11 protein-coding genes are annotated in these 13,995 nt (G+C 39.4%); all 11 read right to left on the bottom strand.

Annotation, left to right across the window (positions count from 1 at the left end; all coding sequences use genetic code 11):
• Window positions 1-40: 40 nt before the first annotated feature.
• Window positions 41-1,066 carry a zinc-dependent alcohol dehydrogenase family protein gene (locus JFV29_RS11835; protein WP_201183713.1) on the bottom strand — a complete coding sequence of 342 codons (1,026 nt, stop codon included), beginning with the start codon at window positions 1,064-1,066 and terminating at the stop codon, window positions 41-43.
• A gap of 69 nt (window positions 1,067-1,135) precedes the next feature.
• Window positions 1,136-2,416: an MFS transporter gene (locus JFV29_RS11830; protein WP_342366549.1), complete on the bottom strand. Its 1,281-nt coding sequence runs from the start codon at window positions 2,414-2,416 to the stop codon at window positions 1,136-1,138.
• A 41-nt stretch (window positions 2,417-2,457) separates the two neighbouring features.
• On the bottom strand, window positions 2,458-3,429 hold the full coding sequence (locus JFV29_RS11825; RefSeq protein ID WP_201183710.1) for a sugar phosphate isomerase/epimerase family protein: 972 nt from the start codon (window positions 3,427-3,429) through the stop codon (window positions 2,458-2,460).
• Entirely contained in the window at window positions 3,426-4,601 is a 1,176-nt protein-coding gene (locus JFV29_RS11820) for a Gfo/Idh/MocA family protein (RefSeq protein ID WP_201183707.1), read from the bottom strand. The genes JFV29_RS11825 and JFV29_RS11820 overlap by 4 nt, the downstream gene beginning before the upstream one ends.
• Window positions 4,602-5,176: 575 nt before the next feature.
• Window positions 5,177-6,361 carry a Gfo/Idh/MocA family protein gene (locus JFV29_RS11815; RefSeq protein ID WP_201183704.1) on the bottom strand — a complete coding sequence of 395 codons (1,185 nt, stop codon included), beginning with the start codon at window positions 6,359-6,361 and terminating at the stop codon, window positions 5,177-5,179.
• A gap of 41 nt (window positions 6,362-6,402) precedes the next feature.
• Window positions 6,403-7,563 (bottom strand): substrate-binding domain-containing protein, encoded by a 1,161-nt coding sequence (locus JFV29_RS11810; protein WP_201183700.1) that lies wholly within the window; start codon window positions 7,561-7,563, stop codon window positions 6,403-6,405.
• Between the two features lie 27 nt (window positions 7,564-7,590).
• A complete protein-coding gene (locus JFV29_RS11805) occupies window positions 7,591-8,412 on the bottom strand; it encodes a sugar phosphate isomerase/epimerase family protein (protein ID WP_201183697.1) in 822 nt (273 codons plus the stop codon).
• Between the two features lie 540 nt (window positions 8,413-8,952).
• Window positions 8,953-9,948 carry an ABC transporter permease gene (locus JFV29_RS11800; RefSeq protein WP_201183694.1) on the bottom strand — a complete coding sequence of 332 codons (996 nt, stop codon included), beginning with the start codon at window positions 9,946-9,948 and terminating at the stop codon, window positions 8,953-8,955.
• Window positions 9,929-11,428 (bottom strand): sugar ABC transporter ATP-binding protein, encoded by a 1,500-nt coding sequence (locus JFV29_RS11795; protein ID WP_201183692.1) that lies wholly within the window; start codon window positions 11,426-11,428, stop codon window positions 9,929-9,931. Before JFV29_RS11795 ends, JFV29_RS11800 begins: the two co-directional genes overlap by 20 nt.
• Before the next feature lie 81 nt (window positions 11,429-11,509).
• Window positions 11,510-12,679 (bottom strand): substrate-binding domain-containing protein, encoded by a 1,170-nt coding sequence (locus JFV29_RS11790; RefSeq protein ID WP_201183690.1) that lies wholly within the window; start codon window positions 12,677-12,679, stop codon window positions 11,510-11,512.
• Window positions 12,680-12,867: 188 nt separating this feature from the next.
• Entirely contained in the window at window positions 12,868-13,866 is a 999-nt protein-coding gene (locus JFV29_RS11785) for a LacI family DNA-binding transcriptional regulator (RefSeq protein ID WP_201183688.1), read from the bottom strand.
• Window positions 13,867-13,995: the final 129 nt, after the last annotated feature.

The following is a 13,995-nucleotide window of genomic DNA, read 5'->3' as shown; positions in this document are numbered from 1 at the left end:
CAATGAGAGCTAATAAGTATTTCACTTGTATAGCTTAATATTATTCCCAAACAAATACTGCTTTTTCCGTTTTTCTTTCATCAAATAGTTGGAACGCTGTTTCTGCTTCTTCCAGTCTGAATTTATGGGTCACCAATCTTTCAACAGGGAGTTTTTTTCTCACAATGAATTCCGTAATTTCGTCAAATTCCTGGATTGGGAAATACCACGACCCTATGACAGAGATTTGTTTACGGATTAATTGTGCACTTGGTTTGATCGTAGTTTCCTTGCTTTCACCAACAAAGGCAACCCGTCCATGGGCTCTCACGCAATCCAGCGCATCATTCTGAGCGAAAGGACTTCCTGAACAATCGATCGCTGCATCGGCACCAAGCCCATTTGTAATGCGGGAAATTTCATCTTGTACGTTTGCATTTTTCCCATTAATTATGTAGGCTGCGCCTAATTCTTTCGCCATTTCTAAGCGCTCATCGAGCATATCGACTGCAATTACAGTCGCCCCCAGGGCATTTCCGATCATTACACCGGCGGCCCCCATAGGACCCATTCCGAAAATGACAAGTTTGTCTCTTCCAGAAATCGCTAGTCTTTTTTGGGCATGGAATAACGTTCCGACAGCATCAGTTGAAACTGCAGCTGTTAAAAAGCTCATATCATCGGGAAGCCTCATGCAGTTTTCAGCCGGAACAACCATGTAATCTGCGTCTCCACCGTGGGAATCAAATCCTATGCACTTGAATTCCTTACAGAACATTTTGTAACCACTCTTACAATGGGCACACTCCCCGCATCCTAGTGCTAAATAAACCGCAACACGGTCTCCTGTCTTAAAAGTGGTTACCCCTTCTCCTAATTCTGTTATGATTCCCGCAGGTTCATGACCTGGAACAATAGAACCAAGTTTTGTACCCTCAAAAACCGAAGTTCCATAATATAAACTCATATCACTGCGGCAAATCGCAGATGCTTTCATTTGGATTAAAACTTCTCCCATACCAGGTGTCGGGATTTCCATTTCTCTTATTTCTACTTTTTTGTCTCCAGGAAAAATAACTGCTTTCATGGTTTTCTCCTCCTATTAATAAAGGTCTTATTTTTCATAGTTTTTAATATATAATGTGTTTATTATCTTTTAACTTGCTTGATCTTTGTCAATAAAAGCATTTTCTTTCTGTTTTTGCTTTTCTTCATGCGGCAATTTCATGAATCTCATTAAGAATGCACTAATAAAATACAAGATGGCGAATACCCACATCACACCTTCCACACCGATGCTTCCGATGAATGCCCCAACGATTGCCGGTGCAATGAAGTAAGATAATCCTGCTCCGAAATTTACAACAGCCATAGCAGACCCTTTCTTATCCGGTGCAAGTGAAGTTACAATTGCAGTGATTGGTACGTAACCTGTGAGTGCAGCTCCAAGAAATACTCCTGCAAGAGTCATCATCCAAAAATTACCCCCGAAAACCTGTGGCGTATAAAGCAAAACCAGAGTCATTACACCCGAACCAAAGCTTCCAATCCACATAACCGTTTTTCTCCAGCCTAACCATTTATCGCTGACATACGGGATAACAATATCAAAAACAATATTAGCTAACCACATCGTTCCCCATACTTGCAGCCATTGCTCTGTGCTAAATCCGTATTCGGAAGATAAATATAACGGGAAAAAGATTGGCAGTGCACCTATACCTGTCGTATTGATCGTACGAACAATACCACCGATTGCTACTTTTGGATTCTCGTAGCAAATGGTTAGTCCACTAATTAAGCTTTTGAACTTTTCCTTTGGATTGCCTTTCTTAGCTCCTGTATCGCGTCCGACAACATAAATTCCAATTAAACCACCGACTAAAACCCAAGCAACTGCACTCCATAGAAGACCTACATGCCCAATTTTAGGAAGCATAAATGCTGGGAAATAACTTCCGATTACATAAAGCCCCGCAATCCAAGCTGCCCAGAAGACTCCGATTGCTGTCGCAAGGACCTTACCAGGGCTGCGATACGTGACCCACACTAAGAAAGAGTAACAAAATAATGGATATCCGAATCCGCGTAAAGCATAGGTAGGTAACATGACTGAATAGTTAATACTTTGAAGAGCCTCTATAAAAGCAATGTGACCGATCAACCAGATGATCATTCCTAAAACCATCACTTTTCTTGCTCCCCAGGCTTCTGTCAGAACCCCGGAAAAGTAGGAGGCAATAGCCAAAACTCCCCCATATGCCATAAATAAGGTAGCAGACTGTTGAACGGTAAAACCTTGTTCAATAAGATATGGAGACAGCCATCCATGCTCAAGTCCGTCCCCAACCATAAAAATCATTGTTGCTAAATATCCCCAAATCATGGTGATAGGAAGGCCGAAGAGACCGCGTTTCGTTCCTTTAATTGCTTTCACTATTAATCACCTCGAATTATAAAGTTAAGGAATGGTGAGCCTTACGCCCACCACATTTCAGTTAATTGCTCTTTAAACATGGCCCCTTTTAATAACGAAATGGCCTTGCCTAGGCCCTCGTCTAGCGACGCAAGCATATCTTCATGCTCAATCGAAACAACGTAATCATATCCTACTGCGAGTAGAGCGCTTACAATATCTTTCCAAACTTTTTCGTCTTGTCCATAACCTACAGATCTAAATGTCCAGGAGCGATTTAAGATATTACTGTAATGCTTTGTATCCAGGACGCCATTCACACTAATATTAGCTTGGTCCAAATACGTATCTTTCGCGTGAAAATGATAGATGGCATTTTCTTTTCCAAGCCTTTTAATGGCTTCAACCGGATTTATTCCTTGCCAGATCAAATGGCTTGGATCAAAATTCGCTCCTATAATCGGTCCTACATGCTCCCTTAACTTCAGTAATGTCTCCGGGTTGTACACAACAAACCCTGGGTGCATTTCAAGTGCGATTTGATTGATGCCGTGTGACTTGGCAAATCGAGCTTCCTCTTTCCAATAGGGAATTACGACTTCGTTCCATTGCCAATCTAGAACCTCGGTGTATTCAGGTGGCCAGGAGCATGTTACCCAGTTTGGAAACCTTGCTTCATGATGATCACCTGGACAGCCTGAAAACCCATTGATGACAGGAACTTCTAACCGTTCCGCTAATAAAACGGTTTTTCTCCAAGTGTCATGTGCTTCTTTCGCAGCCTTTTGATTCGGGTGAAGTGGATTCCCATGACAGCTTAGACCACTGATAGTCATTCCTCTACTATCAATCGCACGTTTAAATTCTTTAACTTTTTCAGGATTGCTTAATAACTCATCCGGGTTGCAATGACAGTTCCCCGGATAATTTCCAGTACCCAATTCAATCGCATCTACTCCCATTTCGGAAAGCTTATCCAACATCGCTTCAAAAGAAAGGTTTTGATAAAGAACGGTAAATACACCTAGTTTCATAGATACTCCTGCCTTCCCTGGACTTTCACCCATTTTTGTTGTTCATGGCTCTCTAAAATCGCATCAGTAATGCACATGGATATATGACCATCTTCAAATGTCGCAAAATTAACTTGTTCATTTAGTAGATCCTTGCCTTCACGAATGAAGGAATAATAATTCAGCATCATATTCTTCATTGCATCCGGCCAACCTTCATTATGTCCGCCTGGATGGTGGATCGCCTGTTTGGCTTCCGGTAAGAACAAAGCAGGATCTGCCTGAAGGATTTCATTCGGTCTTTCACGGTGGCCAATCCATAATTTCTCCGGTTCCTCCTGGTTCCAGAAGGCTGAATGTTGACTTCCGTTGATCTCAAAGCTCAACCTATTTTTCCGGCCAGCGCTTACCTGAGATACCGTAAACACCCCTTTGGCTCCATCCTCAAAGCGTACAAGAACGGATGCGTAATCTTCTGTATTGATAGAAACATCTTCATAATTCTTATTTTCTTCTTTTTCCGTTCCAAAAGTGGATCCGTTGTGTTTTTGTTTCTTTCTTACTGGAATGACTGTTGCTAAATCAGCGAATACTTCCGTAATCCGTTTTCCGGTCACATATTGGACGGTATCGCACCAGTGGGAACCGATATCCGCGATGGCTCGTGATTTTCCGCCTACATCCGAAGCCAACCGCCAATTAAAATCTGTCTCATATAATAACCAATCTTGTAAGTAGCTTCCGTGCACAAGATTCACTTTGCCCAACTCGCCATTCTTTATCATTGCTGCCAATTGTTTCATGATCGGGTATTGCCTATAATTGAAGTTGACGCCATGCACGACTTTATTTTCCTTTGCGAGCGCTAACAATTCAGCTGACTCTTGGCTTGACATTGCTAGAGGCTTTTCTGAAACAACATGCTTTCCTGCTAACATAATCTCTTTATTGATTGTAAAGTGAAGATGGTTCGGTGTGCAGTTATGTACCACTTGGATTTCACTATCTTTTAGCATATCGCGATAATCGCCAAAGGCTTTTGAAATCCCGAGTTCAGCCGCCTTTTTTTCAGCGGCCTCCTGACCATTCGCTGCTAGCCCGATCACTTCCACAAAACCAAGCCTTCTAATAGCTTCAATATGAGTAGGTCCAATAAAACCATTTCCAATGACTCCCACTTTAATTTTTTCCATGGTGTGATCCTCCTTAACCAGTAACATATGATTTTCTGTAATCGATTACAAAAAATGAGTTGGGTTTTATTCCTTTTTTTCGTTTATTTCCTTGATTTCGTGTGAATTAGCAAAAAAATATGTAATCGATTACATTTATAGAGATTTATGCTATCTATCTATTCTTATTAGGTTGTTTAAGTAATAAACTGTTTTACAAGAATAATTGTAATCGATTACATTATTAATTGCAACTTTTTTCACAAAATTTATAATCTTTATACTTATTGTATATGGACAATTTTTCACCCATTAATTTTACTTTTTCTCAAAAATAGATTAGTACTTCTAATTAGTTAACTCCGTCAGGTCAAAACTGTGTGAGTCTTAAGGTTTGTTAATGAGGGGATGCAATAAAAAGGGGGTGACTTGTTTTAATAGTCACCCTTTTTTTATATATTAGAGATAAAAAACACAGAAGTATTATCAAATAACATAGCTCATATAATGAAACCTGCAGGTTTACCAATTTATTTCAGGACTGGCCTGTTTAAGTGTAAATGAAATAACCTTCTACTGATGGAGTTTCCCTTTATTTATTTTACATTTACAAGGTTTTGTTGCAGATTCACCCATGCACCTTTTTCAGCAGATTCAAGGATTGCATCAGAAATAACTGCAATCTGAAACCCATCATTAAAGTCTGGTGAAACAGCTGTGTTTTCTGCAATTGATTTAATAAAATCATAAGTTTCGATTATTTTTGTTTCACCATAGCCGATGCCTAACGCTGGAATTGGCCAAAGACTTTCTCCGTATGGATGGGCCGGACCAGTATAAACTGTTCTGAACCCTTTGGCATCGCCTGGGTCGTCAGAGAAACAAACTTGGAGTTCATCACGGCGCTCGTAGTTGAAACAAATTGAACCTTTGTCGCCATGAATTTCGAATGTTAAGAAGTTGTTACGACCCCATGCATTGCGTGTAGCCTCAATACTTCCAATTGCTCCGTTCTCAAACTTTACCAATGTAGTAAACTCATCATCTACATCTACAGCACTCTTTGGTACACCTTCAGACCCTTTGATAGTACCTAATTTGTCGACACCACCTGTGTGAACTGGCCTCTCAGGAATCCATGTTCTTGCAAGTGCATTAACATCAGTGATTTCACCGACCAGGTAACGTGCGAAGTCGATTACATGAGTTCCTATATCTCCTAGAGCGCCAGATCCTGCGATTTTTTTCTGGAATCGCCATGATAAAGGTGAATTAGGGTCTGCAGACCAGTCTTGTAGATAAGTACCCCGAAAGTTCAAAACCCTTCCAATTCTTCCTTCTTCAATATACTTTTTAGCCAATGCAACAGCTGGTGTTCTTCTATAATTGAAAGCAACCATATGCTTGACCCCTGCCTCACGTACAGCCTCTAACATGGTTTTTGCCTCTTTAGCATCTCTTGCTAAAGGTTTTTCTGAAATAATATGCTTTCCAGCCTTAGCAGCAGCAATCGCTATTTCTGCATGAGAATCATTAGGAGTAACAATATCAATAATATCAATGTCTGGATTTTCTACTACCGCTCTCCAATCGGAAGAATAATTCTCAAACCCTAGACGCAGCGCACCATCCTTAGCTAATTCATCTGTAATATCTACTAAAGTATGACGATGTGGGATTGCTGGTGACGGCCAAAAAAACATCGGCATCCCCGCATATGCAAGTGCATGCGCTTTCCCCATAAATCCTCCACCAATCATGCCTATATTCAATTTCTTCATTTTATTCTCCTCCTATTATTAAATTAGCGATCAATAAGTATTTACTTTCCTGCATTCTGGATTGTATTAGGTGCCTCTGTATGGTATACCAGTTCCCATGCATCCAGAATATTGTCTTTATTTACTGTTAAAGCTGGTACTGCTATATATGCAGGTGCTTCTTTTCCAAGTAAAGCATAGCCAGCAAGGATAGCTTCAGCGATACCCTGGTCATAAGGCAGCTGTGCCCCTAGACCTTTAATTGGCCCACCTGATACAATATCCAAAGCAACATTTGTGCCTAAATCAATTGTTGTTATGATCATATCTTCTCTACCTGCAGTTCTAACTGCCGCTAATGCTCCTTCAGCAGGTACATCCCAAACAACAAAGATTCCATCTAAAGTGGGGGTTTTTGTCAGCATACCTGATGCAACCTTCTCTCCCTGGTTCGGGTCAGTTATCCCTCCACGTGCAACAATTTTCATATCGGGATACTTTTCTTTAAGGGTTGCTTCAAATGCTTCTGTACGTTGTTTTGTTACAAAGAAGTCAGCATCATGAAAAATCATACCGATCTTCCCCTTTCTACCAAGTTTTTCAGCCATAATATCTGCTGCGGCCACGCCGTTTCCATAGTTATCTGCAGAAACAATACTCACATAATCCTTGCCTGCTTCCAGACCACTAGGTGTATTATCCATAAACACAAGCTTGACTCCAGCTTCAACTGCTTTCTTATATGCTGCAGCAGTCGAGACAGGGTCTACTGGAATACTTACGATAAGATCAGGATCCTTTGCTAGAACAGTTTCTATATCTGAAACCTGCTTCTCTGGTTTAAATTGTGCATCCGTAACGGCTACAATTTCTACGCCCATTCTTTTGAAGGATGATTTCAGACCGTCGATTTGTGCCTTTGCCCAATCGTTACCCGCGTAATGCATTACAATTGCTGCAGTATATTTCCCTTTTTTAATTTTTTCCATATCCTGTTCTGAAAGTTCTAATGTTGTTGCTGAAACTGCAGTTTCCCCATGAGGACCTTTACTAAGAATTTTCTGATCACTCGGTAATTCAGTGTTAATGGTAAGCGGACCCGATGAATTTGCTTCTGGGGCATTTTCAACTTCAGTGCTGTTCGAACTTTCCTGGCTGCAGCCAACTAGTCCAAAAGAGGTAATCAACAAAATCATAGGGAATACCGACAAAAACTTCTTCATAATAACCCCCCTTTCATATCCTTTAACCTATACGTTATTTATCTTCACAAACTTAGAAAGAAAATGACGGCTAATCTCTGCCCCTTTTTTTGGATCAGGGTAGCTATCTAATTCGACAGTAACCCAGCCATCATAGTTCACTTCATCCAAAACAGTCAGCATCTGGGCAAAATTTTGGTGACCCTCTCCCAAAGGTAAGAAATCCCCATTATGGTAGTCTTTTAAATGAACGTATTTAATACGATCCGAATACTTTTTTATAACATCTATCGGTTCTCCACCACCAGCTTCAATATGAGCAGTATCCGGGCAGAGATTTATCTTTGTTAATTGCATTAGTTTATCCAGTTGCTTAGGGGACTGTACATTTGTCCCTAAATGTGGATGGTAACTTGCTATAAGGTCATACTTTTCAGCAATGTCTGAGACAATATTAAGAGCATTCCCTAACGCTATGTAATCGCTATCCAGGATACCATTCGAACGGATTGCCCCTCCCCCGACTATAAGGTGTTTTGCGCCCGCTTTTGATGCCAAAGCAGCTACCGCCTCTATTTTTGATAATTCCTCTTCTAATATGTCAGGAAAGATAAAATTCCCACCTGTGTACACACCAATAAAATCTAAGGAATTCTCCCGTATCAAAGACTTAAATTCTTCCACTCGAACTTTGTATTCCATTAGGTTTCCATCGAAGATCTCAAAACCTTGATAGCCTGCTTCTGCTATATCTTTTAACGCTTCCTCTGTTGACCCATTTGCTAGATAGAATAAATCCTTCACTGAAGTGACTCCTGCAGGATGGCCAATTACTCCACCCCAGGTATTCGTATGATATCCCAATTTCATTATTTACCCTCCAATTCGAACTGATGAAAAGCATTCTTTAAAACCCTAGAATAATAATCACCTCCTAAAAAGGAATAATGTGAAACTAAACCTGTGTCATTTAGTTTTCTATACTCTCAACTGATCGTTAGTGGTATCTAGTGTGCTAGACGTGCTATCGATGTACAGGGTTGTGCTAGTATTCCTACAATTATCAAGTTTTATCGTTGCAGATTCCTATAAAGAGATACCCAATCCCAAGAACGATCCTTTAAATGCTTAAAGAAGTTGTTATTTCCAGGTATAAACATTTAAATGAAATGTAATCGATTACATTTTGGATTGTGGTATATATTATCTATCAATCAAAATATAAACTTAGCGTTTGAAAAATCTAAACCGTTCTCAGGCAAAAAAACCACCTCAAACAAAGCTGAGTCTTCTGATTACTTCAATGTAAGTGGCCCGATAAAAACCCATTTCAATATTTCCCACCTGATTTTTTGTTCACTTCTCATCCCTGCTCTAGTGGTTGAAACCAAGTGAGTATTGAATCGTTTACTATCTTTTCAAAGCTTTCTTACCGAACGCTACAGCCATGATAATGATCATTCCTTTAACAATCATCTGTTGGCTCACATCTAAGCCCATGATTATTAATCCGTTGTTAATAGTTCCAATCATCAACGATCCAACTACAGTCCCAACGATGGTTCCTACGCCGCCAAATAAGCTTGTTCCGCCAAGAATGACTGCTGCGATAACGGATAGCTCATCGCCCTGACCGAATGTATACCTCCCTGCATGCATACGTCCCGCATATAATAAACCTGCCAAACCCGCCATTAGGCCCGTCCCAAGAAAGACTATGAGTTTAATTTTCATGGTTTTTACACCTGAGAAACGAGCGGCACTCTCATTCCCGCCTGTGGCAAGGGTTTGTCTTCCAAAAGGTGTTTTTTTCAATAGAATATGAGCAATAATAGTCAGAATTAATGTCCACACTAATAAGATAGGAACTGCACCAATGTCACCGGATCCAAAGATAAAGTTAAAAGAAGAATCAACGATCGGCACCGGTGCAGTGTCTGTTATCCACATTGCTACCCCTGAAATAGCTCCCAACGTTCCAAGCGTAACCAAAAAGGAAGGGATTTGTACTCTTGTTACTAGCAATCCGTTAATTAATCCAACTAGTAACCCAGTCGCCAAGCCAACTGCTACACCACCTATCGCTCCATAACCAGCCTGGATGGCCAATGCACCTGTTAATGAAGATAAAGCGGCAATAGAGCCAACAGAAAGGTCAATTTCACCTGTACTGATAACAAATGTCATCGCTAGTGCCATGATTGTGATAGGAGCTGTTTGTCTAACTATATTCATAAAGTTATCTGAGCTCAAGAATCCTTGGTCAGAAAGGCTAACCGAGAAATAGAATAATACTCCTATAAAAGCTATATAAACGATATAGTTTCTCCATTCAAATCCTTTAAGTGATGTAGTTACATTGTTTCTAGGTTTGTTTTCAACTTTATTAGTGACCTTGTATTGCATATTGAAGATCCTCCTCTGTATCGATTTCTTTTCGATTGAGCTCCTTGATGATCGCTCCTTCGTGCATGATGACCACACGATCACTCATGGCCAGCAGTTCTTGAAGCTCCGAAGAGATAACAAGTATAGCCTTGCCGCTGTCAGCAAGTTCACGAATGACATCAATAATTTCTGATTTTGCACCAATGTCTACCCCTACTGTAGGTTCGTCGAGAATAAGCACCGTTGGATCATTCGCCAGCCACTTGGCCAAAACAATTTTTTGCTGGTTTCCACCTGAGAGCAAACCAGACTTTTTGAAGATATTGTCTGTCTTGATATTAAGTTTTTTAACAAACTTGTTTGTAATTTCATTGGACTTTTTATCATCAAGCAAAAAGCCTCTTTTAACCTTCGAAATGATTGGTAAGACCATGTTCTCTTTCACACTGTGCTCCAAGATTAATCCCTGTACCCTACGGTCTTCCGGAATAAGGGCTATACCCGCATTTATTGCGTCAGTTGGACTTTTTATGGTTACTTTTTGTCCATTTACAATGACTTCTCCACTATCTTTAGGGTCTACCCCAAATATGCCTCGGACCATTTCTGTTCTTCCGCTTCCCATCAGTCCGGCCACGCCAAGTATCTCACCAGGATAGATGCTTAAATTCACATTATTGACTTTTGGTCCTGACGATAAATTTTTTACCTGTAATACCGGCTGGGCAACTTTAGAATAACTTCTTTCTTTCCATTCAAAGGCCTTATTAAATTTCGCCCCTACAATATGATGAATAACAGATTCCATATCAGTATTTTCAATGTTATCTGTAGCTACATGCTTTCCGTCTCGTAAAATCGTAATACGGTCGCAAATCTTGAAGATTTCATCCATTCTATGTGAAATATAAATGATAGAATACCCTTTTGCTTTTAGTTGATTCATAAGCATAAATAGTATGTCTATCTCATTTTGAGTAAGCGAGGAAGTCGGTTCATCCATGACTAATATTTTGGCTTCCTGAGAAAGCGCTTTAGCAATTTCTGTCATTTGCCAGTACCCTACTCCAAGTTCCTGGACAATGTCATTAGGGTTGATATCGACACCTAATTCATTTATGATTTTTTCTGCTTTTAAAACAAGTTCTTTATCATTAATCAGCCCAACAGAAGTTTTGGCTTCTCTTGTGAGAAAGATATTTTGTGCAACTGTTAATGTTGGAATTAAACTGAACTCCTGAAAGATCATAGATATAAAGTTTTTTCTAGCATCCTCATAGCTATTGATTGTTACTTTTTCATTTTCAATTAAAACTTCTCCTGAGTCTGCTGTATAAACACCCGTTAAAATCTTCATTAAAGTAGATTTACCAGCACCATTTCCACCCATTAAGGCGTGTATCTCTCCCTTATTGATAGAGAAATCAACATTGTCAAGAACCGTGATACCGTTGAATGCTTTAGATATTTTCTTCATTTCAAGTATTGGCTTTCCCAAAGCTAATTCACCTTCTTTATTTGTAGAAGCTAATTTTCAGAATAACTTCATATAATTTAATGGTTTAATTAGTAGTAGATATTATTCAGCTGCATTTTGAATGATCTCCGGGGCATCCACTCCGTAAATTAGCTTCCAGCTATCCAACACGTTTTCTTTGGTTACAGATAGAGCTGGTGTAGCGACATAAGCTGGTGCCTCTTTCCCAAGTAGTGCGTATCCTGCTAAAATAGATTCTGCTACGCCCTGGTCAAAAGGTAATTGACCGCCTAGGCCTTTTACAATACCTTCAGAGGCAATTTCCAATCCAACATTTGTGCCTAAGTCTGTTGTAGTGACTACTAAATCATCTTTCCCTGCTGTACGAGCAGCTGCGACGACACCTTCAGCAGGCACATCCCACACCACGAAGATACCATTAATATCTTTGTTTCTAGTTAACATTGCAGAAGCTACTTTTTCTCCATCATTTGGCCCGGTAATTCCCCCCCTTGCTACGATTTCAATATTTGGATACTTTTCTCTCATTGTTTCTTCAAAAGCATCCGTACGGTTTTTTGTTACAAAGAAATCAGCGTCATGGAAAACAATACCTACATTTCCTTTTTTACCAAGTTTTTCAGCCATAATATCAGCTGCGGCAGCACCGTTTCCGCGATTATCACCAGACACTGCACTGATATATTCCTTCCCTGGTTTTAAACCCTGTGCAACTCCATCCATAAATACTAGCTTAACCCCTTGTTGGGCTGCCTTTTTAAACGCCGGTGCTGTTGAAACTGGGTCTACTGGAACAGAAATCATTACATCTGGTTTTTTTGCTAATACTGTTTCAATATCTGAAACTTGTTTTTCTGCTTTAAATTGAGCGTCCGTCACTGCAACTACTTCGATTCCCATCCTCTTGAGGGATGCTTTCATTGCATTAACCTGGGCTGTCATATAGTCTGTTCCAGAATAGTGCATAACAATAGCAGCTTTATATTTGCCTGCTTTAATCTTTTCAATTTCTTTTTCAGTAAGCTTTAATGTTTTAGCCGAAACTGCTGTCTCACCATATGGCCCTTTATCCATAACTTTTTTATCCGAAACCTTAGGATTTATCATTAAATCACCAGTGCTTGCGATAGTTGCTGTTTTAGTAGTGTCTTTACCGCCTTCCTTTGTAGAAGCGTCTTGGTTACCACAAGCTGCCAGAGCAAGTGCGCTACTTATGATAATTGCAGAGAATATGTAAGATTTCTTTTTCATATTAATCCTCCCATTTGGTTCATTCATTATTTTTTATGTAACGCTTTATTTAAGCTTAGTAAGTAATAAACCAATTTTCCTCTTGTATTAAAGAAATCAATCACCCCCTTAAGACATGTAATGAGGGCATGTATCATGCATTATCCATTTTATGGTTTGTAATCGATTACAAATTGTAGAAAAAATTTTTATATTAACCTTTTGCATGATTCCCGAACAACCAGTTTATCATCTAAAATATATTGGCTTTTCTCTAGATTAACTTTACTTATAATTTTAATTAGTAATTCCATGGCTATCCTCCCAATATCAAAGGATGGTTGAGCAACCGTAGTTAATGACGGCTCAAAAATGGAAGCAAATTTAATATCATCAAACCCAACTACTGATATGTTCCCTGGTACACTTAATCCTTTGGATTTTATCGCTTTTATCGCCCCGATTGCCATTTCATCATTAGCAGCAAAAATAGCAGTCGGGGGTACTTCATTCGCTAATAATTTAAGCGTTAAATTAAAACCACTTTCATAAGAAAAGTCCCCCTCCTGTACCATTGTTGAGAGTATAGGTAAGCTATGTTGAGCCATTGCCTGATTATATCCCTTTAAACGATCGCGACCTAACACGCTATTAAATGGCCCGGATAAAAAACCAATTCGTTTGTGGTCTAAATTAATCAGATGTTCCGTTGCTTTTCTGGCACTGCTAATATTGTCAATCGATACAGTTGGAATTTCAAATCCTTCTGTATACTCACAAGCAAGGACAACAGGAAATTGTTTTGCAATGTCCTCTACTACTTGTCCATCAATTCTTGCAGTTAACAATATCATTCCGTCCGCCTTTTTTTGTTGAAGAATATTTAAGTATCCACTTTCACGATCCACATTATTGAGAGCATCTCCCAACAATACTTGATATCCACTTTCCATGGCTACGGATTCTATCCCCCGCAACACCTTGGAAAAAAAAGTATTCGTAATATCTGGAACAACAACAAGGATTGTTTTTGTTTCCATTCTTCGAAGCTGTCTTGCAAGAACATTAGGTTGATAGTTTAATAATTCTATCGCTTTCAGGACTCTTTCTTTTGTATCACTTTTTACGGTACCGGATTTACTTATCACCCTAGAAACTGTTGCTGTGGAAACATTCGCTTCCTTTGCAACATCAACAATTCTTATCATATTTTAAATTCCTTTCAAGATAAACTATCTTCCAATATTGTAATCGATTACATTTTCAATTGCAATAATATTTTAAATATTTAATTTTCCGTTACCTATTATCAATAAAATCTTCGATTTTTAAAATTA

Source organism: Peribacillus sp. TH16, assembly GCF_016651095.1.
GTDB classification, from domain to species: domain Bacteria; phylum Bacillota; class Bacilli; order Bacillales; family DSM-1321; genus Peribacillus; species Peribacillus butanolivorans.
Note: the sequence above shows the minus strand (reverse complement) of the source record. Positions and strands in the feature narration are given on the sequence as shown.